The organism is Actinokineospora spheciospongiae (genome assembly GCF_003182415.1).
Classification (GTDB): domain Bacteria; phylum Actinomycetota; class Actinomycetes; order Mycobacteriales; family Pseudonocardiaceae; genus Actinokineospora; species Actinokineospora spheciospongiae.
The window spans coordinates 491,214-516,211 of record NZ_QHCP01000005.1 but is presented as its reverse complement, the minus strand read 5'-3'; the positions used below and the strand labels follow the sequence as shown (position 1 = coordinate 516,211).

The 24,998-nt window shown below is 72.8% G+C and carries 28 protein-coding genes; 8 read left to right on the top strand and 20 right to left on the bottom strand.

Annotated elements, in window-relative coordinates; translation table 11 throughout:
* Positions 1 to 4 precede the first annotated feature (4 nt).
* A complete protein-coding gene (speD, locus tag DFQ13_RS16560) occupies positions 5 to 424 on the top strand; it encodes an adenosylmethionine decarboxylase (RefSeq protein ID WP_052021902.1) in 420 nt (139 codons plus the stop codon).
* Positions 421 to 1,260, top strand: a complete 840-nt coding sequence (locus tag DFQ13_RS16555; RefSeq protein ID WP_035288581.1) for a spermidine synthase — start codon at positions 421 to 423, stop codon at positions 1,258 to 1,260. Before speD ends, DFQ13_RS16555 begins: the two co-directional genes overlap by 4 nt.
* 48 nt (positions 1,261 to 1,308) lie before the next feature.
* On the opposite strand, the gene DFQ13_RS16550 is transcribed toward DFQ13_RS16555, so the two are convergent.
* The 7 genes from DFQ13_RS16550 to DFQ13_RS16520 all read right to left on the bottom strand — a co-directional run bounded on the left by DFQ13_RS16550 (position 1,309) and on the right by DFQ13_RS16520 (position 6,783).
* The gene (locus tag DFQ13_RS16550; protein ID WP_035288580.1) at positions 1,309 to 1,662 is read right to left on the bottom strand and encodes a DUF3817 domain-containing protein; all 354 of its coding nucleotides are present in this window, start codon (positions 1,660 to 1,662) and stop codon (positions 1,309 to 1,311) included.
* Positions 1,659 to 2,003, bottom strand: a complete 345-nt coding sequence (locus DFQ13_RS16545; RefSeq protein WP_181400007.1) for a hypothetical protein — start codon at positions 2,001 to 2,003, stop codon at positions 1,659 to 1,661. The genes DFQ13_RS16550 and DFQ13_RS16545 overlap by 4 nt, the downstream gene beginning before the upstream one ends.
* A 44-nt stretch (positions 2,004 to 2,047) precedes the next feature.
* Positions 2,048 to 2,926, bottom strand: coding sequence for a lytic transglycosylase domain-containing protein (locus DFQ13_RS16540; protein WP_407643172.1), 879 nt, complete (start codon positions 2,924 to 2,926; stop codon positions 2,048 to 2,050).
* A 167-nt stretch (positions 2,927 to 3,093) separates the two neighbouring features.
* A complete protein-coding gene (locus tag DFQ13_RS16535) occupies positions 3,094 to 3,585 on the bottom strand; it encodes a hypothetical protein (protein ID WP_035288579.1) in 492 nt (163 codons plus the stop codon).
* Positions 3,586 to 3,875: 290 nt separating this feature from the next.
* Positions 3,876 to 4,037 carry a hypothetical protein gene (locus DFQ13_RS16530; RefSeq protein ID WP_181400006.1) on the bottom strand — a complete coding sequence of 54 codons (162 nt, stop codon included), beginning with the start codon at positions 4,035 to 4,037 and terminating at the stop codon, positions 3,876 to 3,878.
* A gap of 444 nt (positions 4,038 to 4,481) precedes the next feature.
* The gene (locus DFQ13_RS16525; protein WP_035288577.1) at positions 4,482 to 5,618 is read right to left on the bottom strand and encodes a CaiB/BaiF CoA transferase family protein; all 1,137 of its coding nucleotides are present in this window, start codon (positions 5,616 to 5,618) and stop codon (positions 4,482 to 4,484) included.
* Positions 5,619 to 5,661: 43 nt separating this feature from the next.
* On the bottom strand, positions 5,662 to 6,783 hold the full coding sequence (locus DFQ13_RS16520; protein ID WP_200873497.1) for an acyl-CoA dehydrogenase family protein: 1,122 nt from the start codon (positions 6,781 to 6,783) through the stop codon (positions 5,662 to 5,664).
* A gap of 149 nt (positions 6,784 to 6,932) precedes the next feature.
* Here DFQ13_RS16520 and DFQ13_RS16515 point away from each other — a divergent pair, with 149 nt between their 5' ends.
* From DFQ13_RS16515 to DFQ13_RS16505, 3 genes are all read left to right on the top strand, one after another.
* The gene (locus DFQ13_RS16515; protein ID WP_035288574.1) at positions 6,933 to 7,541 is read left to right on the top strand and encodes a TetR/AcrR family transcriptional regulator; all 609 of its coding nucleotides are present in this window, start codon (positions 6,933 to 6,935) and stop codon (positions 7,539 to 7,541) included.
* Positions 7,542 to 8,180: 639 nt separating this feature from the next.
* Complete coding sequence (locus DFQ13_RS16510) at positions 8,181 to 9,071, top strand: DMT family transporter (RefSeq protein WP_035284463.1); 891 nt, start codon at positions 8,181 to 8,183, stop codon at positions 9,069 to 9,071.
* Positions 9,072 to 9,350: 279 nt separating this feature from the next.
* The gene (locus DFQ13_RS16505) at positions 9,351 to 10,799 is read left to right on the top strand and encodes a hypothetical protein (RefSeq protein WP_110080410.1); all 1,449 of its coding nucleotides are present in this window, start codon (positions 9,351 to 9,353) and stop codon (positions 10,797 to 10,799) included.
* A 61-nt stretch (positions 10,800 to 10,860) separates the two neighbouring features.
* Here DFQ13_RS16505 and DFQ13_RS16500 read toward each other — a convergent pair whose 3' ends face one another.
* The 7 genes from DFQ13_RS16500 to DFQ13_RS35625 all read right to left on the bottom strand — a co-directional run bounded on the left by DFQ13_RS16500 (position 10,861) and on the right by DFQ13_RS35625 (position 15,779).
* Positions 10,861 to 12,087 (bottom strand): lipase family protein, encoded by a 1,227-nt coding sequence (locus DFQ13_RS16500; RefSeq protein ID WP_110080409.1) that lies wholly within the window; start codon positions 12,085 to 12,087, stop codon positions 10,861 to 10,863.
* 264 nt (positions 12,088 to 12,351) lie between these two features.
* Positions 12,352 to 12,555 (bottom strand): ferredoxin, encoded by a 204-nt coding sequence (locus DFQ13_RS16495; RefSeq protein WP_035286776.1) that lies wholly within the window; start codon positions 12,553 to 12,555, stop codon positions 12,352 to 12,354.
* Positions 12,552 to 13,661, bottom strand: a complete 1,110-nt coding sequence (locus DFQ13_RS16490; protein WP_110080408.1) for an NADH-ubiquinone oxidoreductase-F iron-sulfur binding region domain-containing protein — start codon at positions 13,659 to 13,661, stop codon at positions 12,552 to 12,554. The genes DFQ13_RS16495 and DFQ13_RS16490 overlap by 4 nt, the downstream gene beginning before the upstream one ends.
* Positions 13,658 to 14,203: a ferric reductase-like transmembrane domain-containing protein gene (locus tag DFQ13_RS16485; protein WP_110080407.1), complete on the bottom strand. Its 546-nt coding sequence runs from the start codon at positions 14,201 to 14,203 to the stop codon at positions 13,658 to 13,660. Before DFQ13_RS16485 ends, DFQ13_RS16490 begins: the two co-directional genes overlap by 4 nt.
* 145 nt (positions 14,204 to 14,348) lie before the next feature.
* A complete protein-coding gene (locus DFQ13_RS16480) occupies positions 14,349 to 15,272 on the bottom strand; it encodes an FAD:protein FMN transferase (RefSeq protein ID WP_110080406.1) in 924 nt (307 codons plus the stop codon).
* A complete protein-coding gene (locus tag DFQ13_RS16475) occupies positions 15,269 to 15,568 on the bottom strand; it encodes a hypothetical protein (RefSeq protein WP_110080405.1) in 300 nt (99 codons plus the stop codon). The genes DFQ13_RS16480 and DFQ13_RS16475 overlap by 4 nt, the downstream gene beginning before the upstream one ends.
* An 82-nt stretch (positions 15,569 to 15,650) precedes the next feature.
* The gene (locus tag DFQ13_RS35625; RefSeq protein ID WP_267897660.1) at positions 15,651 to 15,779 is read right to left on the bottom strand and encodes a hypothetical protein; all 129 of its coding nucleotides are present in this window, start codon (positions 15,777 to 15,779) and stop codon (positions 15,651 to 15,653) included.
* Between the two features lie 156 nt (positions 15,780 to 15,935).
* Here DFQ13_RS35625 and DFQ13_RS16465 point away from each other — a divergent pair, with 156 nt between their 5' ends.
* Together DFQ13_RS16465 and DFQ13_RS16460 are read left to right on the top strand one after the other, a co-directional pair.
* Positions 15,936 to 17,021: a GNAT family N-acetyltransferase gene (locus DFQ13_RS16465; RefSeq protein WP_110080404.1), complete on the top strand. Its 1,086-nt coding sequence runs from the start codon at positions 15,936 to 15,938 to the stop codon at positions 17,019 to 17,021.
* A 136-nt stretch (positions 17,022 to 17,157) separates the two neighbouring features.
* Positions 17,158 to 18,741 carry a succinic semialdehyde dehydrogenase gene (locus DFQ13_RS16460; RefSeq protein ID WP_035283358.1) on the top strand — a complete coding sequence of 528 codons (1,584 nt, stop codon included), beginning with the start codon at positions 17,158 to 17,160 and terminating at the stop codon, positions 18,739 to 18,741.
* Positions 18,742 to 19,037: 296 nt separating this feature from the next.
* Here DFQ13_RS16460 and DFQ13_RS16455 read toward each other — a convergent pair whose 3' ends face one another.
* Together DFQ13_RS16455 and DFQ13_RS16450 are read right to left on the bottom strand one after the other, a co-directional pair.
* The gene (locus DFQ13_RS16455; protein ID WP_052021239.1) at positions 19,038 to 19,244 is read right to left on the bottom strand and encodes a DUF397 domain-containing protein; all 207 of its coding nucleotides are present in this window, start codon (positions 19,242 to 19,244) and stop codon (positions 19,038 to 19,040) included.
* Between the two features lie 19 nt (positions 19,245 to 19,263).
* On the bottom strand, positions 19,264 to 20,121 hold the full coding sequence (locus DFQ13_RS16450) for a helix-turn-helix domain-containing protein (protein WP_035283367.1): 858 nt from the start codon (positions 20,119 to 20,121) through the stop codon (positions 19,264 to 19,266).
* Between the two features lie 312 nt (positions 20,122 to 20,433).
* Here DFQ13_RS16450 and DFQ13_RS16445 point away from each other — a divergent pair, with 312 nt between their 5' ends.
* Positions 20,434 to 20,751 (top strand): hypothetical protein, encoded by a 318-nt coding sequence (locus DFQ13_RS16445; RefSeq protein ID WP_063935954.1) that lies wholly within the window; start codon positions 20,434 to 20,436, stop codon positions 20,749 to 20,751.
* Positions 20,752 to 20,989: 238 nt separating this feature from the next.
* Here DFQ13_RS16445 and tesB read toward each other — a convergent pair whose 3' ends face one another.
* From tesB to DFQ13_RS16425, 4 genes are all read right to left on the bottom strand, one after another.
* Positions 20,990 to 21,925 (bottom strand): acyl-CoA thioesterase II, encoded by a 936-nt coding sequence (tesB, locus tag DFQ13_RS16440; protein ID WP_110080403.1) that lies wholly within the window; start codon positions 21,923 to 21,925, stop codon positions 20,990 to 20,992.
* Between the two features lie 31 nt (positions 21,926 to 21,956).
* Positions 21,957 to 23,381 carry a pyruvate kinase gene (pyk, locus tag DFQ13_RS16435; protein WP_035283362.1) on the bottom strand — a complete coding sequence of 475 codons (1,425 nt, stop codon included), beginning with the start codon at positions 23,379 to 23,381 and terminating at the stop codon, positions 21,957 to 21,959.
* A gap of 121 nt (positions 23,382 to 23,502) precedes the next feature.
* Entirely contained in the window at positions 23,503 to 24,171 is a 669-nt protein-coding gene (locus DFQ13_RS16430; RefSeq protein ID WP_110080402.1) for a DUF2461 domain-containing protein, read from the bottom strand.
* Positions 24,168 to 24,950, bottom strand: a complete 783-nt coding sequence (locus DFQ13_RS16425) for an aminotransferase class IV (protein WP_110080401.1) — start codon at positions 24,948 to 24,950, stop codon at positions 24,168 to 24,170. Before DFQ13_RS16425 ends, DFQ13_RS16430 begins: the two co-directional genes overlap by 4 nt.
* Between the last annotated feature and the right edge of the window lie 48 nt (positions 24,951 to 24,998).

The window sequence follows — 24,998 nt, the reverse complement described above, 5'->3', positions numbered from 1 at the left end:
TTCCATGTCGTACGACGGCGCGCCCGATCCGGGCGTCGGCCAGTTCGCGGGCAGGCACGTGCTCGCCGAGTTCGACGGTATCGACCCGTCACTGCTGGACGACCTGGGCTTTCTGCGCGACACCCTCGAGGGCGCGCTGCGGGCCGCCGGTGCCACCATCTGCGACGTGGTGTCCAAGCGCTTCGAGCCGCAGGGCGTGACCGTCCTGGCGCTGCTCTCGGAGTCGCACGCCTCCATCCACACCTACCCGGAGATCGGTTCGATGTTCGTCGACATCTTCACCTGCGGCGAGACCGCGGACCCGGAACTGGCCGCCGAGCTGCTGCGCGACCGCCTCGGCGCGGCCGACGCGCGGATCAGCACGGTCCTGAGGGGACACCCGGTGCAGGCGCCCGGGGTCCGGGCCGCGGGGTCGGCCGCGTGAACGTCGTCGAACCGCTGGGCGCGGGCCTGACCCGGGTGTGGGAGCTGCCCGAGGTCGTCGTGGACACCCGCACCGAGTTCCAGCACCTGGTCATCGGCCGCACCGCCCAGGGCTTGAGCCTGTTCTGCGACGACGACCGGCAGAGCACCGAGTTCAGCCAGCTCACCTACCACGAGGCCCTGCTGGTGCCCGCCCTGCTGCTGGTCCCGTCGGTGGACCGGGTCCTGGTGGTCGGCTCGTCGGAGGGCGTGGTCAGCCAGATCGCCGTCGCCGCCGGGGCCTCGGTGGTCGACCACGTGGACATCGACCGCCAGGCGGTCGAGCTGTGCGCGGAACACCTGCCCTACGGCTACACCCCGGAGGAGCTGGCCGCCGCCGTCGAGGGCACCGGCCCAGTCCGCGTGCACTACGCGGACGGTTGGAAGTTCGTCCAGGAGTGCACCGAGCGCTACGACGTGGTCCTGGTCGACCTGCCGGACGAGCGCCCGGAGTTCGCCCAGCACAACCGCCTGTACGAGGAGGAGTTCCTCACCCGCTGCAAGTCCCTGCTCTCCCCCGGCGGCGTCGTGGTGTGCCAGGCGGGCTGCCAGACCATGTGGCGCAACGAGACGCTGGTCCGCTCCTGGAAGCGCTTCGCCGACGTGTTCGGCGAAACGGTGTACTACGGCTCCGACGAACACGAATGGGCTTTCTTGTTCGGCCTCGCCGAAGCCGACCCGGGCACCACCGACCGCATGGTCGCCCGCCTGGAAACCCTCCCGTACCGCCCGGAGACGATCGACGCGCTCGCCCTGCGCGGCAACACGATCCCGCCCTACCGAGTGCGCACGGCGTAGTCGCGGGAGTCCCGGTCGGTGGGCGACCACCGACCGGGACTCCGCGTGCTACAGCTTCTCGCCCGCCCGGACCTTGTGGGTGACCTTGCGCTCCACGACGAAGCTCACGAACGGGATCATCCCGGCGATCAGCACCAGCAGCGTGCCCTTGACCGACCAGCGGGACTTGAGCGCCAGGTCGAAGGTGAAGACCAGGTACACCATGTAGAGGAACCCGTGCGCGGGGCCGACGACCGCCAGCGGCGCGGTGTTGTCGAACCCGTACTTGAGCACCATGGCCGCGACCAGGGCCAGCAGGCCCACACCCACCACGTAGGCCAGGACCCGGTAGCGGGCGAGGGCCCCCCGGGTGCCCTTGGCGGCGACCGCCTGGGCCGGGTTCTCCTCGTCGGTCATGCTCATCGGGGCTCCTGGGCGTTCAGGCTAGCGAGGTAGCGGTTGTAGGCGGTGAGTTCGTCGTCCTCGTCGTCCACCGCGGCGGGCCGTGGCCGGGCGGGTGGGGGCGGGGGTGGTTCGACCGCGGGTGGTGCCTCGGCGGGCTGCTGCTGGGCGAGCTTGCGCATCCGCCAGAACATGTAGGCGGGGGCGATGCCGAACAGGGGCCACTGGAGCACGTACCCCAGGTTCTGGAAGGTGCCGTTGGCCGACTCGAAGCGCTGCCACTGCCAGTAGGCGAGGCCGCAGCAGGCGACCAGCGACAGCACACTGACCGCGACGACGACGAACTTCCGCGGGCCGGGCACGCACCGATGCTAACCCGGGGCGGCTGAGAGCCGGGCCGGAGGGCTCAGGCCGAGGCGCCCGCGCGGGCGTAGCCGTCGGCGAGGCCGAAGACCTTCTGCCCGTAGGGCACCGAGTTGTTGTAGGAGAACACCCCGGCCCACCAGCCGGTGGGGGTGCCCAGGTCGCGGCCGCCCGCGCACAGGTAGCGGCCCGCGGCGAGCGCGGCGTCGTCGATCTGCTGGGGGTCGCCGCGGCCGTCGAGGTTGGCGTCGGAGGACCAGGCGCGCCAGGTGGCGGGGATGAACTGCATCGGGCCGACGGCGCGGTCGAGCGACGGGTCGCCGTCGTAGCGGCCGCCGTCGGTGTCGGCGATGGCCCGGACGCCCGTGGAGCCGTCGAGGGGCACGCCGATGATCGGCTCGGAGGGCAGGCCGTCATCGCCCAGGGCCGCCCCGGCGTATCGGCCGTGGTCGGACTCCACGCGGCCGATGCCAGCGAGGGTCGCCCAGGACAGGTGGCAGCCGGGGGTGCTCGACCGGACGACCAGCTCGGCGTTGCCGTAGGCCATCAGGGCGCGCGCGGGCACACCGGTGGGACCGGCGAGCTTCCCCGCCCACACCCGCAGCGGGTCGGCGCCGGACTGCACCGCCTGCGGCCGGGGGGCCGCCGCGGTGTCGGCGCCCTGCGCGGGCACGACGGAGTTGGGCTCGACCGCAGCCGCGGTGACCTGCTCGGCCGGGATCTCGGGCGCGGGTGGACCGGGCGGCGGGGTGAGCGCCGACCGCACCACCAGCACCGAGCCCGCCGCGACGGCCAGCACGAAGACCACCACCGCCAGCCTGCCCGCGACCCCGCCGGGGCGGAACCGGGGGAACCGGAACCGCCGGAGCCCGCCCGGGGTTCGCACCGCCGGGTCCGCGATCGGGGTCTTCGTGTCCGCCACCGTGCTCCAGCCCTGGTTCCGCTCCGGTCGCCGGGACGGACCCGGTGACGCACAGCATCAACGACAGGAACACCATGGCGTTACGCGGGACGCGCTGTCACGCCGGGTCGGTCCCGTCCCGGGTGGTGGAACACCCACCGGGCGGCGACCGGTCGCGGTGGTGGACCTCAGGCGGCGCCGTCGCGGCGCTGGCGCTGCAACCGGGCCACGCACCAGGCCGGGGCGCTGCCGCGGCGGAGGTGCTCCAGCACGGTCAGCGGTCCGAGCCGACGCGACAGGTCCGACGGTGCCAGGCCCGCGGCGCGGTAGTCGAGGGCGCGCTGGTCCAGCGGGCTCATGCCCGCGTCCCACCACTCCTCGGCCTCCGCCACCCCGCCGACCATCTGCCACCAGCCCGCGGCGGCGGCCAGCAGCTCGTGCGGCACGTCGGGCAGGCGGTCGCGCATGGCCGAGAGGTAGCGCGGGTCGGCGGCCTCGACCGACGCCCACCGCGACGAACCGCCGCGGGCGCGCTGGCCGGGGATGCCGGGCGTGGTGACGACCGGCGCGTCGGCGAGCCACTCGGACGCGATGCGGCTCGCCTCGACGGCCTCCGCGTCCTGTGCTCGCTCGGCGGTCCACTGGCGGACCAGGGCGTCGACCCCGGGATCGTCGAGCATTCTGCCTCCTGGAGGTCTCATGATCACTCGATGGCTGAAACCGTAGGGCCAGGGACCGACAATTCACCAGACCCCAGGCCGACCCATTTGTGGGATTGGGGCCGTTGACCCCCAGATCCACCCGGACGGTCCAGTGTGGATCTTCGGATCGAGGAAGATCATCACAGACGGTGACCGAGTTGGGCGGCTCCGTGCCACGCGGACGGTCGCGCCGGGATTCCGTTGGCGGGCAGTGTGAACTACCGGTCAGTAGAACTGACCGGTAGTTCACATGTGGGGTTTCCCACGCGTCAGGCGAAGAGGTTCTTCAGGAAGGTGATGATCGCCTCGGCACCGTCGCGCAGCCAGGACAGGATTCCCTGGAACATGCCCGCGGCCTGGGTCGGCTGGGTGATGACGTAGAAGAGCAGCAGGGCGACCACCACGAGGATCGCCACCTTCTTGACATTCATCGGCAACTCCGTCCGCTCCGGCCCGGGCCCGGCCCGGAACCCCCCGCCCATGATCCACCACAGTGGTGGCTGTCAGGCCGTATTTCCCCAAGCGGCGACACCCAGCGTGAGAATTTCGCCTGGATGCCACTCGCGTTGCTTCGGGATCACTCTACGGAAGTAGCCACCCGATCACACAGGGGGACATGCCGCTGCGCGCTCGACCCGGTGAACGGCCGCTCGCCGATCCCAGAAACGGTGTCACTTTTGCGCAACTGTCTGACCGTGGACACCACGGACTGTGGAACGGTTATAAGAATGTCCACGTCCGGGGAGTGATCTCCGCGGGCCGCTGGCCCCCGTGGCCAGTCCGCGCGCCCAGCAGGCGCGCGAGCACAACACCGAGGCTGTGAGGATGCCACAAGCGTCCTCACAGCCATTCGTTGTTCCGACCCGCTCGCGGCCTCAGGCGATGACCCCCGCGGCCCTGAGCCGCGCCAGGTCGTCGGCGGGCACGCCCAGCCCGGCCAGCACGTCGTCGGTGTCGGCGCGGGCGTCGCTCGGCGCGGTCGGCGCGGCGGGCGCGGTGCGGCTGAACTTCGGCGTTGGCGCGGGCTGCGCGGTGCCCGCCACCTGGACGAACGTCCCCCTGGCCACGTTGTGCGGGTGCGTCGTCGCCTCCTGCGGGGTCAGCACCGGGCTCAGGCAGGCGTCGGTGCCCCCGGCCAGCTCGGCCCACTCGTCGCGGGTGCGGGTGCGCAGCGTCTCGGCCAGGCGGGTGCGCAGCTCGGGCCAGTTCGCCGGGTCGACGTGCGCGGGCACCCCGTCCGGGTCCCAGCCCAGGACGCCGACGAGCGCCGCCCAGAACCGCGCCTCGATCGCGCCGATGGCCACGTACTTGCCGTCGGCGGTCTCGTAGGTGTCGTAGAACGGGGCACCGCCGTCGAGCAGGTTCTCGCCGCGGCCGTTGGGCCACATCCCGATGTTGCGCAGCCCGTGCAGGTGGGTGGTGAGGAACGCGGCGCCCTCGACCATGGAGGTGTCGACGACCTGGCCCTTCCCGGAGGTCTGCCGCTCGACCAGGGCGGCGAGCACGCCCATGGCCAGCACGAGCCCGCCACCCGCGAAGTCGCCCAGGATGTTGACCGGCGGCACCGGCTTGCGCCCGGCCTCCCCGATCGGGTCGAGGGCGCCCGCGAGGGCGATGTAGTTGATGTCGTGCCCGGCGGTGGGCGCGAGCGGGCCGTCCTGGCCCCACCCGGTGACGCGCCCGTAGACCAGGCCGGGGTTGCGGGCCAGCAGCGCGTCCGGGCCGAGCCCCATCCGCTCGGCCACCCCCGGCCGGAAGCCCTCCACCAGCACGTCGGCCCGGTCCACCAGCCGCAGCACCAGCTCCAGCCCCTCGGGCGCCTTGACGTCGACGCCGATCCACCGCCTGCTGCGGGTCAGCGGGTCGTCGGGGAACGAGAGCACGTCCGCGCCCGGCCGGGCCCGGTCCACCCGCACCACCTCGGCGCCCAGGTCGGCCAGCACGGTGCAGGCGAACGGCGCGGGCGCGAGCCCCGCCAGCTCGACGACCCGAATCCCGGTGAGCGGTCCCATGCTCTCGTTCCCTTTCGTAGACCAATCCATGTGCCGGTGGACCTCAGAGCGTGCGGGAGATGATCTCCTTCATGATCTCGTTGGTGCCACCGTAGATCCGCTGCACGCGCAGGTCGGTGTACATCCGCGCGATGGGGTACTCGCTCATGTAGCCGTAGCCACCGTGCAGTTGCAGGCACTCGTCGACGGCCTTCATCGCCCGGTCGCTGGTCCACCACTTGAGCATCGCCACGGTCGGGATGTCCAACTCGCCCCGCAGGTGCTTGGCGATGCAGTCGTCGAGGAACACCCGGCACACCCTGGCCTCGGTGGCGACCTCGGCGAGGACGAACTTGGTGTTCTGGAAGTTGAACACCGGCCGCCCGAACGCCTGCCGGTCCTTGGTGTAGCGCAGGGTCTCCTGGAGGGCCAGCTCCAGGCAGACGACCGAGGAGACGCCGATGATCAGGCGCTCCTGCGGCAACTGCTGCATGAGCTGCACGAAGCCCTGCCCCTCCTCGCTGCCGAGCAGGTTGGTCACCGGGACCCGCAGGTCGTCGAAGAACAGCTCGGCCGTGTCCTGGGCCTTGAGGCCGATCTTGTCCAGCACCCGGCCCCGGCGGAAGCCCTCGCGGGCGGTCTCGATCCCGATCAGCGAGATGCCCTTGGCGCCCTCGCTCGCGTCGGTCTTGGCCACGACGATGACGAAGTCGGCCTGGCTGCCGTTGGTGATGAAGGTCTTGGCGCCGTTGACCACGTAGTCGTCGCCGTCGCGGATCGCCCTGGTCTTGACGTTCTGCAGGTCCGAGCCGGTGCCCGGTTCGGTCATCGCGATGGCGCCGACCCACTCGCCGGAGGCGAGCTTGGGCAGCCAGGCGTGCTTCTGCTCCTCGGTGCCGTAGGCCAGCACGTAGTGCGCGACGATCCCGTTGTGCAGGGAGACGCCCCAGCCGCTGTCCCCGGCGCGCGCCTGCTCCTCCAGCAGCACCGCCTCGTGGGCGAAGGTGCCGCCCCCGCCGCCGTACTCCTCGGGGATGGACAGGCACAGCAGCCCGACCTCGCCCGCCTTGGTCCACAGCTCCCGGTCGACCTGCTTGTTCTCGATCCAGCGCTCGACGTTCGGGGTGAGTTCCTTCTCGCAGAAGGTGCGGGCCAGGTCGCGGAAGGCGTCCAGGTCCTCGTCCATCCAGGGGGAGCGCTCGGGCACGACAGACCTCCGGGTTGCGGACCGATGATAAAACAATCAGCGGTGCATGTAAGTTCTGACGTGAAGGTACATGCTGACCGGACCGCCCGTAAAGTGACCCGGGAGCGGACCCGAGGAGGCCAGCCGAGGTGACGACCACGCGCACCCACCGCACCCAGCAGGAGCGCAGCGAACAGACCCGCGAAGCCCTGCTCGACGCCACCGTCGCGTGCCTGGTCGAACTCGGCTACGCCCGCACGACCGTGCAGGAGATCGCGGCCCGGGCCGGGGTGTCGCGGGGCGCGCAGCAGCACCACTTCACCACCAAGGCCGAGCTGATGACCGCCGCCCTGGAGCACCTGTTCGCCCGCCTCATCGGCGGGATGACCAGCGCCGCGGAAACGCTGCCCCCGGGCCCGGAGCGGGTGGCCAAGGGCATCGACCTGCTCTGGGAGGCCTACTCCGGCACCCTGTCGACGGCGGCGGTGGAACTGTGGGTGGCGGCCAGGACCGACGCGGAGCTGCGGGAAACCCTGCGCCCGGTGGACCGGGCACTGGGCCACGCCACCCTCCAGCTCTACCGGCAGGCCACGGGCGCCGACCTGCCGGAAGCGGAGGTGGAGACGCTGATGCTGCTGAGCGTGAACCTGGTCCGCGGCCTGGCCCTGGACGCGATGATGGGCGGCGGTGCGGAACGGCGCACCCGGCTGCTGGACGAGTGGAAGTCGACGATGCTGGACCGGCTGCGCCGGGGCTGAGCCGCGCCGGCTCGGCAGGTCCACGCAGCCCTGGCTGTGGCCTTTGGCTGCTGTGGGTTTGGTGGGTGTGCCCGGGTGGGTGGATGTGCTCGGCCGTGCCTTCGCGAGCCCGGTTGTTTGGTGGGTGGTGCCCGGCTGGGTGGATGTGTTTGGCCGGGGCCCCTATGGCGATCATGTGCTCCAGTGCGTCAGGTGGGGCTGAAAAGATGCCCCACCGCCCAGGCAGGCTGTCACATGATCGCCACCCCCGGCCAAACACATCCACCCACCCGGGCATTCGCTCGCCGGGCCGACGGTTCTCGGGGTGGCCGGCCTGCGTTCAGGACATCCACCCGCCGGGTAGTTGCTCGCCGGGCCAGCGGTGTGTGGGTGGTTAGCGGCTGCGCCAATGGAGTTCGGATGGCCGGCCGCCAGGCCGCCGGTCCGGGGGTTGGCGGCTGCGCCGGAGGGGTTCGGCATGGCCAGCCGCCAGGCCGCCGGTCCGGGGGTTGGGCTTCGAGGACAGGCCCTGGGGCGCTGCGTCAGCTCTCGTGGCGTGCCCGCGAGCCGGAGCCCCCCGATCCCGCCCTTTGTTCGGAACTGCCCGTGGTGGCGGTTCGGCCCTGGGTGGGGGCCACCGGGCGGCGTACGGTTCCGATCATGGTGAGGGGCAGCGTCTGCGCCGTCCTGGCGATGGCCGCGGTGGGCAGTTCGGTCGCGGTGATGGGTGCCCTGCGCGACTTCCCGGTCTTCGCGGGTCAGGGTTTCCGGTTCGCCCTGGCGGCGGTCCTGCTGCTCGGTGTCCTGCGCCTGCGGTCGGCGTCGCCGCCCAGGGGCGCGGTCAGCTCCCGCCAGTGGGTCCGCATCGGCGTTCTCGCCGCTCTGGGCATGGTCGGCTTCAACGTCGCGGTTGTCGCGGCGGAGCGGGACACCGATCCGGCCCTGGTCGGGGTGATCATCGGCTGCGCGCCGGTCGTGATCGCCCTGGTGACCCCGCTGGTGAACCGGACCGCCCCGAACCGACGGATCGTCCTGGCGGGCCTCGTCGTGGCCGTGGGGGCGGCCGTCGCCCAGGGGCTCGGGTCGGTGGGCAGTGTGGTGGGCCTGTTCTTCTCGGGCTGCGCGCTGGCGGGTGAGGTCGCGTTCGCCTTGGTGGCCGCCCCCGTCCTGAGCGCGCTGGGAGCGCTGCGGGTGTCCGCCTACGCCTGCGCGGGCGCAGCCGTCCTGTGCGTGCCGGGGATCGCGGTCACCGGTGGGTTCCGGCTGCCGGACACCGGCCAGTTGCTCGCCCTGCTGTGGTTGGGGGTTGTGGTCACCGCCTGCGCCTACGTCCTGTGGTTCAGCGCGGTGGGTGCCATCGGCCCGGAACGGGCGGGGCTGTTCACCAGCCTGGTTCCCATCAGCGCCGTGGCGGCCACGGCTCTCCTCGGCACCGGCTCCCCCACCTGGGGTCACCTCATCGGGGCGGTGGTGGTCCTGGTCGGGCTCCTGGTCGGGCTCACCGCGGCGGAGCCACACCGCGCAGCGGTCGGTGAGGCGCACCAGGGGTGATGCCGGGGGGTCGGATCGCGGCGGGGAATCGCAGCGGCCGACCCGGCCCTCGCTCGGGTCGGCCGCTGCTAACCAGAGAAGAGGGGGGCGACGGGAGAACGTGACGTTCGCTTCCGCGAATACCACGGCGTCCCACATCGGGTCCTCGGGAGCTGTCAAGATTCCCGCGTGACTCCGCCCTACGCGCCCGGTCCTCCCGGCACCGCCCCGCACCCGCCAGCGCAGCAGTACGGGCCACCCCCCGGCCCCGAGCCAGTCCGGTCCCGCGGTGGGGTGTGGGTGTCGGGACTGGTGGCGGCCCTCGGTTTCGCCGCGGCGGCGGTGCTGGCGGTCGTCGCGAGTTTCCAGACCCTGTTCGAGTTACGGGTGCGGTTGGGGCAGGAGACCACCAGTGAGGGCGCGCTGAGCCAGACCCTGTGGGGGACAACGAGGTCCGGTGCGGTGTCCGGCAGCGGACCGCTGCCGGACCTGGCAGGGCTGCCGGTGGTGGTGGGTGGTGGGCTGCTCGCCGTCGCCGCGGTGGTGGCGGGGGTGGCGGGGGTGCGGCCGAAGCGGGGGCTGGTGACCGCGGTGCGCGTGCTCGGCGGGATCGGTGCGGGGGTGCTGGCGGGCGCGGTGGCGCTGATCGCGCTGATCGTCGGCCAGCTCGTCGAGCGGACCCTGGCGCAGGAGCCGTCCGAGGGCAGCCGGGTCGACATCAACACCGACACGGCGCTGGTGCTGCTGCTCGTCGCCGCCGGGGTGGGGTTGCTCGCGCTGGTCCCCGCGCTCATCCGGCGCGAGGGGGCGCGGTCGCGGGTGGAGCCGGTCACGCCGTCGATGGGGTTCCGGGCGCCGGTCGGGTACGGGCAGTACCCGGCTCCGGGCCGGAACCACGGTCAGCCGCAGACCGGTCAGCGGCCCGCGCTGCCCGGTGCGCCCCAGCACGCCGCGCCCGGTGGGCAGACCGCCGCCCAGAGCGGCACACCGCACCACGCCGCGTCGGCCGCGACCACCGCGACGATCGCCGGGGCGTGGCCGTCGGCGGGCGGTTCGGGCGACGACGCCGAGGTGACCCAGGTCGTGGCCAAGGCCCAGGCGGGCGGCGCGCAGGCGCCGAGCACCGGGGCGACGACCGAGACCGTGGCCACGCCCGCGCGCCCGACCGAAGCCGCCGCGCCGTCCCCCACCGCGCCGTCCCCCGCCGAAGACGACCGGCCCGCCGAACCCGCCCCGACGGCCGAGCCCACCGACAACCGGCCCACGACGCAACTCCCCCGCCCGGAACCAACCCCCGCGGGCGCCGGAGCCGAGTCGCAGGCGGAACCCCCCGCCGCCGAACCCCCGGCAGACCTTCCCGAGCCGGAACCGGCGGCGCCCGCCGAGCCCGGCCCGCAGGCGGAACTCCCCGAGGCCGAACCGGCCGCGGCACCCGAGTCGTCCGCGGAAGTCCCCGTCTCGGAATCGCCTGCCGCGCCCTCCCCGGCAGAGCCCGGGACGGGGCTCCCCGAGGCCCCGGCGGAATCGGGGCTCCCCACGACGGCGGCCGACTCCACCTCAGGCGTGCACTGGGTCGAGTCCACCCCCGTGATCGTGTCCGAACCGCCCGCCACCGAACCGGCTACGGACGCGGAGACCGCACCCGAGCCGCAGCGGGCCGATGCGCCGACCGACGGGTCAGCGGCGAATGCGCCGGGAGCATCCACTGTGGATCACACCACCGAGATCCCGAAGCCGAAGACCGACTGACACGGTCACGAGAACAGTGCCCCGGCGGGATTCCCGCCGGGGCACTGTCGTGTGCGGACACTCAGCAGTTGCTGGGTGCTGTCTTGCCCGCGAATCGGTCCTTGATCCATTTTCCGGCGTCGGCGTTGCCCGCGAAGATGCCGGTCAGGTGGTCGGAGATGTAGGTGTTCCACTGCTCGGTGACCCCGGCGGCGCAGTAGGACTTGTGCAGCGCGTCGCCCTGGGGGGTGTTGACGATCTCGTCGGTGGAGGCGTGGTACTGCAACACCGGCACTCGCGGCGGGTTCTGCCCCAACTTGTTCTGCGCCAACCGTGCTTGCCACTTCGGGTCGGTCAGGGGGTTGGTGGTGGTGTAGCCGGCGATGGTCTTGAAGGGGTAGTTGGCCAGCAACTCCACCACGCAGGCGTTCTGCTTGGCGTCGGCGAGGTCCTTGCGGCCGGTGTCGTTGAGGTAGGAGTCGAGCTGCAACTCCGGGTAGGCGTTGTCCAGGCCGACCGCGGCGAAGGCGAGGAACCCGAAGCCCAGGTACCCGTCGAGGCCCTTGGCGACCTCGGTCAGGTCGGCGGGGACACCGCCTGCGGCCACACCCACCAGGTTCAGGTCAGGGGCGTAAGAGGGTTGCTTCTCCGCCGCCCACAGCGCACCGCCACCGCCTTGGGAGTAGCCCTGGAAAACAACCTTGGCATCGGCGCTGAGCTTGGTCTGCGGCAGGCGCTGCGCCGCGCGCACCGAGTCGATGACAGCCGGGCCCATGGACTGGCCCACGATGTAGGTCGGCCGGTTCGCCTCGCCGGGCCCGTAGCCCTCGTAGTCGGTGACCGCCACCGCGTAGCCGGCGCTGATGGAGTCGTTGATGGCGGGCTGGTCGTAGAGAGTGCCGCGTTCGATGGCCTTGGACGGTGTGCACTTGAACGCGGGGCCCTGCGTGCCCACCGAGTAACCCACGATCGGCGCCTTGGCGGGGTCGACGCCCTTGGGCGTGAAGATGGTGCCGGTGACCGCGTTGCGTTCGCCCAGGGCGTTCGTCGACAGGTACATGACCTGCCAGGCGTCGGCGTTGCCCGCGTTCAGCGGCGGGATGGTGGGGCGCCAGCGGATCACGTCGCCGGGCTCACCGGCGGGCAGCGGGCTCGGCGGCACGTAGAAGCTGTCGTCGAGCGGACCGGGCTCAGCGGCCGAAGCGCCGATCGATCCAGCGCTGAGCGGCGCGGCGCTCGCGGGCGACTGGACCGCCCCGGTGACGGCGAGCGTGGCGGTCGCGCCCGCGAGGGCGGCGGCGACAGCCACGGCGACGCGCCGTTTCGTCCTGGTCAACAGTGACCTCCGTGGGTTTGCGGGAAGCGGTGACAAAAGCACCCTCCCCACAGGCCGTCGGACAGGTCAACAGGAAACCGATAATTCTTGGCGGTGTGACAATCACCCACAATCGACTTCGTCGGGAGTGCGCGGGTTGGTCTTGGAAACATCCTCGTACCAAATGGATCGCGCACTACCGGACCAGGGCGCGCCCCGCGACGCGAATGTCCTGACCGGACACCGGGCGCATTCCGGTCAGCGCAGCCGCAGTGCCAGCGCCGGGCAGGCGGCCGCGGCGCGCTTCGCCCGGTTCACCAGTGCAGGCGGCACGGGGTCGCCGTCGACGACCGGGTAGCCCCACTCGTCGAGGTCGACCAGCTCCGGGAGGAGTTCCGCGCACAAGCCGTGCGCGCGGCAGCCGATGGGGTCCAGCCGCAGGGTCCGGGTCTGACCGCTCATGCCAGGCACCCCCCGTGCGCGTGGGCGGTGACGTCGTCGGCGAAGACCCGCAGCGCGCTCGCGGCGAGCCGGACCGCGCCGTCGGGGTGGGCGCAGGCACCGCGGCCGGGAACGACCCCGAGGCGGCGGCGCAGCCGGGCGGCGGTGTCGGCGGGGGCGGCGCCCGCGGCCAGCGCGGCGAAGTCGGCGGCGATCGCGGGCAGGCCGAACATGCAGGGCCCGCACTGCCGCGCCGACTCGGCGGCCAGGTGGGCCAGGACCTCCGAGGTCTCCCGCAGGCCGCAGCCGCCGAGCACGTGGAACGCGGCCACGCCGGGGATCGAGGACGCCCGGTGGTGCCCGGCGCGGGTCAGCCACTCGCCGCCGAGGCCGCCCGCGAGCACGGTCGCGTCGGGGTCGGTTCCGGCCAGCCGCAGCACCTCCCCCAACCCCAGGTCGACCGGGGTCTCGAACACGCCGCCGTGCGGTGCGGCGCCGCCGACGGTCACCAGGCGGGTCTCGTCGCGGCGGAACGCGTCCGGGCCGCGCCGGGCGACGAGCGCGAGCTGCGCGAGGGTTTCGACGTTGTCGACCAGCGTGGGCCTGCCGCGCACACCGCGCTCGGCCGGGCGGAACACCTTCACCGTGGGCCGGGCGTCACCGGTGGTGAGGAAGTTGACCAGTGCGGACTCCTCGCTGGAGACGTAGCGCCCCGGTATGTCCACAACAGACACGTCGATGGACCAGGAGCGCGCCGCGACCGCCGCGCGCAGTGCCGTCCCGTCGTGCGCGCAGAGGATCGCCTCTGCGGCGCCGACGGCGTGCGCGGCCAGTTCGACACCGTCGAGGACCAGGTGCGGGGCGATGGCGAGCAGCGCCTTGTCCTTGGCGCTGGCCGGGTCCCCCTCGCACCCGTTGGCGACGACCACCGGTGCGCGGCCCGCCGCGACCGCGCGCAGCTTGCGCCCGGTGGGGAACCCGCCGCCGCCGCGACCGCGCAGGCCGGACCGGTCGACCAGGTCGAGCAGTTCGGCCGGGTGCGGGCGGGGCAGCGCGCCGTGCACGGCGGTGTGCGCGGCCAGGTCGGGGGTGGGGGCGGCGAGCAGCCGCCGGGTCGTGGTGATCATGGAACCCTCACCGTCGTGTCGGGGTGGACGCGGGTGGTGCGCCAGTGCAGGGCGGTCGCCGCGGCGGCGACGCAGGCCACGTCGAAGCCCAGCACCCAGGCGGTGTCGGGGCCGGACATGGCGAACCCGTGCACCACCGCGACCGGCCAGGCCGCGTAGGACGCCAGGTGCACACCGCGCCAGACCTTCGGGGAGAGCCGGGTGCGCAGCAGGCTGGTGATGACGACCGCGAGCACCAGGTCGAGCGAGAGCGCGCCGAGGCCGAGCCAGAACGGGTCGTAGGCGGAGGCGAAGGGCACGAGCGCGTCGACCCACCGGATCTCCACGTACCCGTCGAGGACGGCACTGGCGATGTGCACGGCCAGGAAGACCAGGCTGAGCACCGACAGGTTGCGGTGCAACGACTGGACGGCGAACCGGGGGAACCGCGCGGTGCCGAGGCGGCCCGCGGTCAGCAGCCCGAGCACCACGGTGGCGGTGAACAGCGCCAGCGACACCAGCCCGCTCGCGCGGCTGAGGTACCAGAGGACCTGGGTGTCCATCACGCCACCGCCCCGTCGCGGTCGCACCGGGGAGGCCGCGCGCCCATCAGCCCACCACCGGCTCGGCGGCTGGGGCACCAAAGGACCCGGGTGTTCCACCACGCCACCGCCCCGTCGCGGGCGCACCGGGAAGTTGGCGCGCCCATCAGGCCACCACCGACTCGGCGGCGGGCCAGCCGCCGACGGGCAGCGCCGTGCCGTCACCGGCCACGAGCAGGGCGGGCAGGCCGCGGTCGGCCAGCCAGGCGGGGGCGTCGGCGCCGAGCACGATCGCGGCGGTGGCGGCGGTGTTGGCGTCCACGCAGGACTGGGCGACCACCGAGGCGGTGCACCACACCACGTCGGCGCTGCGACCGGTGCGCGGGTCGATCACGTGGTGCACCGGCCTCCCGGCCCGCCGCCAGGCGCGCCGGGTGGTGCTGGAGGTGGCCACCGCCCCACCGCCGAGGGCGATCCGCGACCGGGGGGCGCGCGCGGCGGTGCGGTGGTCGTCGCCCACGGCGACCTGCCAGCCGCCGACCGGGGCGCGGCCCGCGGTGGCGAGGTCACCGCCGAGGGCGACCAGCACCCCGCACCCGGTCCGGGCCGCGACGGCCGCGGCGGCGCGGTCGGCGGCGAGGGCCTTGGCGGTGGCGCCCAGGTCGAGGTGCACCCCGCGGGGCAGCAGCACCTCGCGGCGCCCCTCGTCGAGGTGCAGGCGGTGCCAGCCGGGGACGCGGCGGACCCCGATCGGCCTCGGGTCGTCGGCGGCGACGGCGGCGAAGTCGCGGTCGTAGCCGTGCGCGCGCAGCGCCGTGCCGACGGTCGGGTCGACCAGACCGCCGGTCAGCCGGGCCGCCCGCAGCGCGACGCCGAGCGCCTCGGCCAGCAGCGGGCTGACCGCCACGGAGCGACCGGGGGTGGTGTGCAGCCGGGAGACCTCGGAGTCCGACCGGAACCGGCTGCACGCCAGGTCGACCTCGGCGAGGTGGGCGCGCAGCAGCGCGGTGGCGGTGCGCAGCCGGGTGGGATCGGTGACCACCAGCACGGCGGTCGTGCCCCACACCGGGAACTCGGCGCGCGCGGTCACGACCCACCGGACCCGGCGTGCGGGCTGCCCGTGCCCTGGGAAACCCCGCTGTCCGACGACGACAACCCGTCGTCGATAGTGCTGTCGGTGGGGCTATCGGTGGTGCTGCCCGAATCGGTGGTGATGGTGCTGCTGTCGGTGGTGGTGGAGCTGTCGGCGTTGGCCGTGCCGGTCAGGGCCACCCCGAGCACCCCGGCCAGTGCCGCGGCCCCGACGGCCACCCCCGCGGTGACCGCCGCCACCCGGTTGGCCGCGCGGTCGCGCCACGCGGCCCGCCCGCGCCTGGTCTCGTCCATCTCGTCGTCGTCCTCTCCGTGGTCCTGACGACGACGATGCCTGTTGAATCTTTGACGAACCTGTGAGCGGGCCCGGAACCGCCTAGGCGGGGCGCGGGGGCAGCGGGACCGGCAGGGCGGGCAGGCCGTCGAGGCTGGTCGGGACGTGCGGCTTGCCCGCGCAGTAGGCGTCGCGGAGCCTGCCGTCGATGCGCTCGTGGGTTTTCCCCATGGCGCGATTATGCTGCCGGGCGTGGCAGGCAGGTGGTGGAAACCGCGCACGGCTCGGCCACCGGCGCACGCGGGAGCGGGCACCGCTCGGCGGATGCTCACAGACCCGAAACACACGGGCCCCCACTCGGCAACGTTGCCCGCCGACCATGGGCGCATGGACACCACCGCCTCCCCCGGAGCGACCCGTCCCGGCACGCCCACGACGTGGCGGCTGCGGGTCCGGCTCGACGACCGACCGGGCGCGCTGGCCCGGATGACGACCCGGCTCGCCGCCCGCGACTGCAACGTCCTGGGCCTGTCGGTGCTGCCGGTCCCCGGCGGCGTCGTCGACGAGATCGTGGTGAGCACCCCACCGGGCACCGCCCCCTCCCGGCTGATCGACGAGATCCGGGCCGAGGGCGGTCGCTGCGTCGGGATCACCCGGGCCGACATGCACCAGGTGGTGGACCGCACCACGGCGGCGCTGCGCGCGGCGGGCACCGCGCTGCGCGACCCGTCGAGCACCCCGGAATCCGTGCGCGCGCTGCTCGGCGCCGACTCGGTCACCGTCGCCGACACCGACGAGGGCACCGATGAGGGCGGGCACCGCGCGGTGCTGCGCCTCGGTGACGGGACCATCCTGGTGGCGCGCCGCGGCTGGGCGCCGTTCACCGAGGTGGAACTGGCCAGGGCCGCCGCGCTCGGCGAGGTGTTGACCGCGGGTGAGGTGGCCGCCGGGTCGCCGTCGGCGGTCATCACCAGCACCGGTGCGGGTGTCGTGCTGCGCACGGGGACGCCGGAGGACGCCGAGGCGGTCGCGGCCCTGCACGCCCGCTGCTCGGCGCAGACGCTGTTCGCCCGCTACCACGCTGGCCTGCGCACGCTCCCCCGCCGCTGGTTGCACCGGTTGCTGCAACCGCCGCGCGGGACGACGCTGCTGGCGCTGTGCGGCACCCGGGTGATCGGCATGGCGCAGCTCATCCGCACCAACGACCCGGCCGAGGCGGAGATCTCGGTGCTGGTGGAGGACGGCTGGCAGCGCACCGGCCTGGGCTCGGCGATGATCGGCAGGCTCGGTGCGGTGGCCAGGGGTGCGGGTCACCGGCGGATGATCGCGTGGTGCCTGCCGTCCGAGGTGGGGTTCGAGCGGGCGGCGATGTCGTCGGGGTTGCCGGTGTCGGTGCGGCGGGAGGACGACATGGTCCGGGTGGCGCTGGCGGTGGGGGCGGACCGCGTGCGGGAAGCCCGCGTGGGCCGTTGAGCCCCGCCCGGGCCGGGATTTCGTCGTCGGCGGCGGGCTGAGGTGAACACCGGGAACTGACTCCGGGTAAGTTGACCCTGTCGCTGCTATCTACTCCGAAGTAACATGGGTGCTCCGTCGAACCGAGGAGCGTTCCATGTCCGTCGTCGCGCCAGCCACCACCATCGGTGCCGTCCGGGGGGCTCCGGCCTCGGCCAGGGCTGCCGAGCTGACCGCGCGGGCGGTGCCGGGTGCCGAACCGACGACGGTGCAGATGGTGGCGCCGTTCACCGGGGAACCCATCACCAGCCTGCCGCAGATCGGCGACGCCGACGTGCGGCAGGCGTTCGCGCGGGCGCGGGAGGCGCAGGCGCGGTGGGCGGCCACCCCGGTGGCCGAGCGGGCGAAGGTGTTCCTGCGGCTGCACGACCTGATCCTGGCCAACCAGGACGAGGCGCTGGACCTGATGCAGGTGGAGACCGGCAAGTCCCGGCTCGACGCCTACGACGAGATCGCCGTGACCGCCATGGCCGCGGCCTACTACGGCCGCAAGGCGGCGAAGCTGCTCGCGCCCAAGCGCAAGGCGGGGGCGCTGCCGGTGCTGACCAGGACCACCGAGGTGCGCCACCCCAAGGGCGTGGTGTCGATGATCTCACCGTGGAACTACCCGCTGGCGCTGACCGGCCTCGACGCCATCCCGGCGCTGATCGCGGGGAACGCGCTGGTGCAGAAGCCGGACAACCAGACCGCGCTGACCGCGCTGTGGATTCAGGAGCTGGCCGGGAAGGCCGGTCTGCCCGAGGGCGTGTGGCAGATCGTGCTCGGGCGCGGGTCCAAGATCGGCAACGCGCTGCTGGAGGAGGCCGACTACCTGGCCTTCACCGGCTCGACCGACACCGGCAAGGGCCTGGCCGCGCGCGCGGCGGCGCTGCTGACCAGCTACTCGATGGAGCTGGGCGGCAAGAACCCGATGATCGTGCTGCCCGACGCCGACATCGACAAGGCCGCCGCGGGCGCGACCACCGCGTGCTTCTCCTCCGCCGGGCAGCTGTGCGTGTCCGTGGAGCGCATCTACGTGCACGAGAGCATCCGCGAGTCGTTCACCCAGGCGTTCGTCAACCGCACCAGGGCCATGCGGCTGGGCACCGAGCTGGGCTACAACGTCGACATGGGCTCGCTGACGTCCACCGAGCAGTTGGCGACGATCTCCAAGCACGTCGACGACGCCGTGGGCAAGGGCGCGACCGTGCTCGCGGGCGGCAAGGCCCGCCCGGACCTGGGGCCGATGTTCTACGAGCCGACCGTCCTCACCGACGTCACCGAGGACATGCTGCTGTTCCGCGAGGAGACCTTCGGCCCGGTCGTGGCCGTATACGGCTACACCGACACCGACGAGGCCGTCGTCCGGGCCAACGACACCCGCTACGGCCTCAACGCCAGCGTGTGGACCCGCGACACCTCGGCAGGTGAGCGGGTGGCCGCGCGCATCCACGCGGGCACGGTCAACGTCAACGACGGCTTCGGCGCCGCGTTCGCCTCGGTCGACGCCCCGATGGGCGGCATGGGCGAGTCCGGCGTGGGCAGGCGCAACGGTGTCGAGGGCCTGCTCAAGTACACCGAGGCGCAGACCATCGCCACCCAGCGCGGCATCCCGCTGCGCCCGGGTCGGGCCATCCCGTCGCGGGCCTGGACCGCCGGGCTCACCGTGGGCCTGCGCGCGCTCAAGCGCCTGCCCCGCTGACGCCCTCGGGGGCCGGGAAGCGGTTCCCGGCCCCGGGGTCGCCCGCCGGTGGCGCTCCCGTGGGCGTCCCGGGTCGGGGCGCGGAACGATCCGGGGTGGCGGTTCCGGCGCCGGGCTGACGCCCGGGGTCGTCGACGGACGTCCCGTCCCCGGGGCCGGGGCGCCGGCCGCCGGGGAGGGCGTCGTGGGGTGGTTGCGGGGGTACGGGGCCACGGCCGCGACCGTGGCCCCGCCATCGGATCAGGCCGGGACCGGGGTGCTGTCGATCACCCCGGTCGGGTGGTGCGCAGCCCGCCTCAGCGGGTCCTGAGCGCGCCGCCCTTCACCAGACCGAGGAACTCGGCCCACTCGATGTCCGCGAACGCCAGGTGACCGGACTCGGTGTTCTTCGAGTCCCGCACCGCTGCGCCGCTTCTGCCGACCGCGAGCTCCACGCAGTCATTACCTCCACCGCTGTGGCTGCTCTTGCGCCATTCGGCGCCTGCCAGGTCAGAAACGGTCACGCCCCACTCCTCTCGTCATTCACGAACCACGGACGAGCCGATCGGCCATCCGCGAGACCATGTCGACGGTGTTCTCGGGGTCCAACGCCGCCGCGCGCAAATGGTCGAAGATCAACGTGTACCGGTGGACGTCGGACGCCTCTTCGAGATAGACGCCAGACATGGAGTTCTCGACGTAGACGACGTCGGGGTCCGCCTGTTCCGGGAAACCCAGAATGAGGAACGGAGCCTCCATGCCCGCGTGCGCCCCGGCCCCGAAGGGGACCACCTGCAGCGTCACGTTGGGCATGGCCGCCGCTTCGACGAGCCGGGTCAGCTGCGCGTGCATGACCTCGGGCCCACCTGTCACGCGGTGAAGCACGGCCTCGTCGAGGACCGCCCAGTACTCGGGCGGCTGGGATTCGGTCAGCAGGCGCTGACGCGCCATCCTGCCCTGCACCCGCCTCTCGATCTCGGCCGTTTCGACACCCGGGCGCACGGCCCGGATGACGGCTCTGGTGTAGTCCTCGGTCTGCAGCAGCCCGGGGACGAGCAGCGCCTGGTGGGTGTGCAGGGAAGCCGCCTCCGCCTCCAGGCCGACGAACGAGCCGGTGAACACCTCGTTGTAGGCGTGCCACCAGCCCTTCTGCCTGGCCTCCCTGGCCAGTTGGACCAGGGCCTCGCGCCGGTCCTCCTCGATGCCGTACAGCTCGAGCATGTCCCGCACGTCGCGCGGGGTGACCCCGACCGTGCCGGTCTCGATGCGGCTGATCTTCGACGCCGAGCACTCGAGCTTCTCGCCGACCTCGTCGATGGTCAGCTCGGCCGCCTCGCGGAACCGGCGCAACTCGCTGGCGAGCCTGCGGCGGCGGACCGTCGGGCTGTGCCCTCGAACCACCTCGTCCACCTCTCTCTGCCCGCGCCGCCGAACACCCGTCGGCGGCTGCGGTCCTGGGCCAGTGTCAGTGCTGATCGCGGAGAAGCACAAGGCGACTTCCACCGCGTCAGAGCTTGAGCATGTTAGTGGCCAACTGTGACCACCCCGCCTATCACCCGATCGTGTGTTGCAACTTGCAAAATGCCTGTTCCAGACAGCAAGCTGCATATCCACGACGGTTTCCCCGGCCCTCGAACACCGTTATCCGAAGACATCGGCCGGCCCCGTCGAGCACTTGAGCCCTGGGGCACACCAACCGGGAGGCGGCCGCTGATGGAGTCGACGTTCGGGCACCTGGAGGCCTCCCTCCGGGGCTACCTGGCGGAGATCAGCAGCCGCGCCGAGACCGGCCGCGGCGTGACCGACCTGGCCCGGCTGGAACTGCCCCGGCTCGTGTCCGCCCTGCGCGCCCTGCTGGCCGACCACCAGCCGGACGTCGACGGCCGCTGCCCCACCTGCCGCACCCGGCTGTTCACCCGGGCACCCGCCCCCTGCCGCGCCTACCTGACCACGCACCTGTGCCTGCTGGCGGTGGAGGAGGAGCCCGTGGACGTCGTGCACACCGCCTACGCCCGCCACCTGATCACCTGACGACCCGACCAGCCGACGACCGCTCACACTCACACCCCCCAGACCCCGGGGCGCGAGGCCACCCCCACCCCTCCCCCGCGCTCCGGCGGCGCCGGTGTCCCGCCGCGAACGGGACAGCCGGTCAGGCGGCGGGGCCGAACCTCCCCGTGGGTTCGGCCCCGCCGCCCCACGACTTCCGACCGTGCCACGACCCCCACCGCCCCACCACTTCCCGGCAGCACCGGCCGAACCGGGACCGCTAGTCGAGGATGCGGAGCAGACCCTCCTGCACAACCGTGGCGACGAGGGTGCCGTCCTGGGTGAAGAAGCGGCCGGTGGCCAGGCCGCGGCCACCGGAGGCGCTGGGCGAGGCGCAGTCGTAGAGGACCCACTCGTCGGCGCGGAAGGGGCGGTGGAACCACATGGCGTGGTCCAGGCTGGCGCCGAGGACGTTGTCGGTGCCCCAGTAGACGCCGTGCCGGGCCAGGATCGAGTCCAGCAGGGTCATGTCCGAGGCGTAGGCCAGGACGCAGACGTGCAGCAGCGGGTCGTCTGGCAGCTTCCCGTCGGCCCGCATCCAGACCTGGTTGCGGGCGTCCCGGGGGCCGGTCTCCCGGGAGACCCAGGCGGGTTCGGTGACGTAGCGGACGTCGATGGGCCGGGGCCGGGTGGTGATGTTGGCGAACTTGGCCCTCAGCTCCTCGGTCACCAGCTCGCCCTGCGTCGGCAGGTCCTCCGGGGCGGGCACGACCGGCATCTCCTCCGCGTGCTCGACCCCCGCCTCCACCAGTTGGAACGACGCCGACAGCGCGAAGATCGGCTTGCCGTGCTGCACCGCGACCACCCGCCGGGTGGTGAACGAGCGGCCGTCGCGGATGCGGTCGACCTCGTAGACGATCGGCACGCTCGGGTCGCCGGGGCGGATGAAGTAGGCGTGCAGCGAGTGCACCCCGCGCTCCGGCGGCACCGTGCGGCCCGCGGCCACCAGCGCCTGCCCGGCCACCTGGCCGCCGAAGACGCGCAGCGAGGACTGCTTGGGGCTGACCCCGCGGAAGATGTCCTCCTCGATCTTCTCCAGGTCGAGCAGTGCCACCAGCCGGTCCAGCACCGGCTGCCCGTGCGGCACCCCGTCGGCGGCGCGCGGCGCCTCGACGGAGATGCCCGCGGTGGCGGCGATCCTGGCTGCCTCGGTCATCCGAACCTCCTGCGGGAACCGGCGGAGGCCGCTACGCGTGGTCCTCTTCGCCCAACCGGTGAACGCGGATGAGGTTAGTCGAGCCGATGGTGCCGGGCGGGGAGCCCGCGACGATGACCACCAGGTCACCCGGCTGGTAGCGGCCGATGGACAGCATCGAGTGGTCGACCAGCCGGACCATCCGGTCGGTGGAGTCGACCTCGTGCACCAGGAAGGTCTCGGTGCCCCAGGTCAGCGCGAGCTGGCTGCGCACCTCCGGCTCCGGGGTGAAGGCCAGCAGCGGCAGGTGCGTGTGCAGCCGGGCCAGCCGCTTGATGGTGTCGCCGGACTGGGTGAAGGCGACCAGGGCCTTGGCGTTGAGGCGCTCGCCGATGTCGCGGGCGGCGTAGGACAGCACGCCGCGCTTGGTGCGCGGGACGTGGGTCAGCGGCGGCACCGTCGGCATGTCGGTCTCGACCGCCTCGATGATGCGGCCCATGGTCTGCACGGACTCGATGGCGTAGCGGCCGACGCTGGTCTCCCCGGAGAGCATCAGCGCGTCGGCGCCGTCGAGCACGGCGTTGGCCACGTCGGAGGCCTCGGCCCGGGTGGGCCGGGAGTTGTTGATCATCGAGTCGAGCATCTGGGTGGCCACGATGACCGGCTTGGCGTTCTCCCTGGCGATCTGGATGGCCCGCTTCTGCACCAGCGGCACCTGCTCCAGCGGCAGTTCCACGCCCAGGTCGCCGCGGGCGACCATGACCCCGTCGAAGGCCAGCACGATGGCCTCCAGGTTGTCCACGGCCTCGGGCTTCTCCAGCTTGGCGATGACCGGCAGCCTGCGCGGGCCCACCCGGTCCATCACCTGGTGCACCAGGTCGATGTCGGCCGGGGAGCGCACGAACGACAGGGCGATGAAGTCGACGCCCAGTTGCAGGGCGAACTCCAGGTCCTCGATGTCCTTCTCCGACAGCGCGGGCACCGAGACGTCCATGCCCGGCAGCGACAGGCCCTTGTTGTTGGAGACCGGGCCGCCCTCGGTGACCTCGCAGACCACGTCCTGGCCCTCGACGGCGGTGACCACCAGGCCCACCTTGCCGTCGTCGATCAGCAGCCGGTCGCCCGGCTTGGCGTCGTTGGCCAGTCCCTTGTAGGTGGTCGACACCCGGTCGTGGGTGCCCGCGACGTCCTCGACGGTGATGCGCACGACGTCGCCGTCGCGCCACTCCACCGGGCCACCGGCGAAGGTGCCCAGCCGGATCTTGGGGCCCTGCAGGTCGGCCAGGATGCCCACCGCGCGACCGGAGCTGTCACTGGCCTGGCGAATCAGGTCGTAGACCTGCTTGTGGTCGCTGTGGGCGCCGTGGCTGAAGTTCATCCTGGCCACGTCCATGCCCGCTGCCACCAGGTCGCGCACCCGCTCCGGGGTCGCGGTGGCTGGGCCCATGGTGCACACGATCTTCGCTCGTCGGCTCACATCGAGACAGGGTAACCCCGTCCCCTTGACCGATCCCGAAGTACTGGCAGGTAACCGCCGACCGGACACCAGAAGTTGCCCGAACCGCTACCCGCGGGGGTGGGGGCGGTCGTGCCGGGCCTCAGCGGCGGGGCTTCTCGCTGACGCCGACGTGGTCGCGGGCCCACTGGTTGAACGGGCGCAGCTCGCGCCAGGCCGTGCGGACCCGGTCCAGGCAGCCGGGCTCGTGCAGCACGTCGTCGGGTTCCCAGACCTTCGCGACGAACAGCGACCGGTGCCGCAGCAGGTCGATGCGGGGGTGGTCCCGGTCGACGCCGCGCGGGTTGGTCTTGAGCCGGTCGCCGCGGGTGGACCAGCCCGCGCGCTCCAATTCGGCCAGGACGCCCACCAGCACCTCGCCGTGGATGTCCTCGGTGACCGCGGCGCGGAAGCGGGCCAACTGGTCGGATTGCAGGTGGTAGCAGCCGCCGCCGACGTACAGGCCCGCCGGGCCGACCTCGACGTAGTAGGCGCCCGCGCCGCGGCCGTGCTCCATCACCGCGCCGCAGTGGCCCTTGTACGGCCGCTTGTCCTTGGCGAAGCGGACGTCGCGGTACGGGCGGAACACCTTGGGGGTGCCGCCGTCGGCGAACTCCTTCTCCAGCTCGCCGACGAGGGCCACCATGGGCGCGCGCACGTCGGTGTCGTAGGTGGACCGGTTCGCGTCCCAGTAGGTCTTGGAGTTGTCGGCGACCAGGCCGTCGAAGAAGTCGATCGCGTACTCGCCGAACCCGGTGAACCGCTCGCTCACACCCGCTCCGCGGCGGTGAGGTCGTGCCTGCGCAGCAGTTCCGCGGCCAGGTCGGGGTCTGGGTCGTAGGTGACCTCGTCGACGGTCCCGATGAGCCGGACCGGGGTGATGGAGTTGGTGGCGAAGGCCGCGGCGAAGTCGGGCAGCTCCTCGGCGCGCACCGGGCGCACCTCCGACGGCCGACCGGCGCGGGCGAGACCACTCTGGATCAGGCCCATCGAGACACCCGGCAGCACCGGGGCGCTCGGCCACACCACGGTGCCCCCGGCGGTCACGAAGCCGACGTTCCAGGTGGACCCCTCGCTGATCTGCCCGTCGCGGTTGACGAACAGCACGTCGTCGAACCCGGCCATCCTGGCCAGCCTGCGCTGGTAGAACAGGCCGAACGTGCCGACGTGCTTCACCTGCGGCAGGTCCCGCTGGTAGCCGGCGGTGCGCACCCGCAGCGGCCCGTCCGCCCCGGCGGGCACCGGGGACGCGGAGACGATCACCCTGGGCTCCACCGGCGCCTCGGGGGCGCGCGGGTCCAGGTCGGGGGCGACCACCGTCACCCGGACCGCGGAGGGCTCGTCCACACCCTCCAGCGCGGCGCGGACGGCGGCGCGGACGGTGTCCTCGGGCAGGCCCCGGCCGAACACCACCCAGCAGTCGCGGTCGAGCCGTTCCAGGTGCCGGGCCAGGCCGCGCACCCGGCCCGCGGCGACCAGCATGGACGTGTAGTGCCCGTAGCCGAGCTTGGTCAGCGGCACTGTTTCCGGGGTGGTGAGTTCCGTGCTCATCGGGGGCAGTTTCGCACGTCACCGGGTGGGGGCGGGGACCGGCACTGA

Coding starts and splice junctions, on each gene's coding strand:
- speD (WP_052021902.1), top strand. CDS start 5: ATGTCGTACGACGGCGCGCCCGATCCGGGCGTCGGCCAGTTCGCGGGC.
- DFQ13_RS16550 (WP_035288580.1), bottom strand. CDS start 1,662: ATGAGCATGACCGACGAGGAGAACCCGGCCCAGGCGGTCGCCGCCAAG.
- DFQ13_RS16535 (WP_035288579.1), bottom strand. CDS start 3,585: ATGCTCGACGATCCCGGGGTCGACGCCCTGGTCCGCCAGTGGACCGCC.
- DFQ13_RS16530 (WP_181400006.1), bottom strand. CDS start 4,037: ATGAATGTCAAGAAGGTGGCGATCCTCGTGGTGGTCGCCCTGCTGCTC.
- DFQ13_RS16525 (WP_035288577.1), bottom strand. CDS start 5,618: ATGGGACCGCTCACCGGGATTCGGGTCGTCGAGCTGGCGGGGCTCGCG.
- DFQ13_RS16520 (WP_200873497.1), bottom strand. CDS start 6,783: ATGGACGAGGACCTGGACGCCTTCCGCGACCTGGCCCGCACCTTCTGC.
- DFQ13_RS16510 (WP_035284463.1), top strand. CDS start 8,181: ATGGTGAGGGGCAGCGTCTGCGCCGTCCTGGCGATGGCCGCGGTGGGC.
- DFQ13_RS16495 (WP_035286776.1), bottom strand. CDS start 12,555: ATGAGCGGTCAGACCCGGACCCTGCGGCTGGACCCCATCGGCTGCCGC.
- DFQ13_RS16490 (WP_110080408.1), bottom strand. CDS start 13,661: ATGATCACCACGACCCGGCGGCTGCTCGCCGCCCCCACCCCCGACCTG.
- DFQ13_RS16485 (WP_110080407.1), bottom strand. CDS start 14,203: ATGGACACCCAGGTCCTCTGGTACCTCAGCCGCGCGAGCGGGCTGGTG.
- DFQ13_RS16475 (WP_110080405.1), bottom strand. CDS start 15,568: ATGGACGAGACCAGGCGCGGGCGGGCCGCGTGGCGCGACCGCGCGGCC.
- DFQ13_RS35625 (WP_267897660.1), bottom strand. CDS start 15,779: ATGGGGAAAACCCACGAGCGCATCGACGGCAGGCTCCGCGACGCCTAC.
- DFQ13_RS16465 (WP_110080404.1), top strand. CDS start 15,936: ATGGACACCACCGCCTCCCCCGGAGCGACCCGTCCCGGCACGCCCACG.
- DFQ13_RS16460 (WP_035283358.1), top strand. CDS start 17,158: ATGTCCGTCGTCGCGCCAGCCACCACCATCGGTGCCGTCCGGGGGGCT.
- DFQ13_RS16445 (WP_063935954.1), top strand. CDS start 20,434: ATGGAGTCGACGTTCGGGCACCTGGAGGCCTCCCTCCGGGGCTACCTG.
- tesB (WP_110080403.1), bottom strand. CDS start 21,925: ATGACCGAGGCAGCCAGGATCGCCGCCACCGCGGGCATCTCCGTCGAG.
- DFQ13_RS16425 (WP_110080401.1), bottom strand. CDS start 24,950: ATGAGCACGGAACTCACCACCCCGGAAACAGTGCCGCTGACCAAGCTC.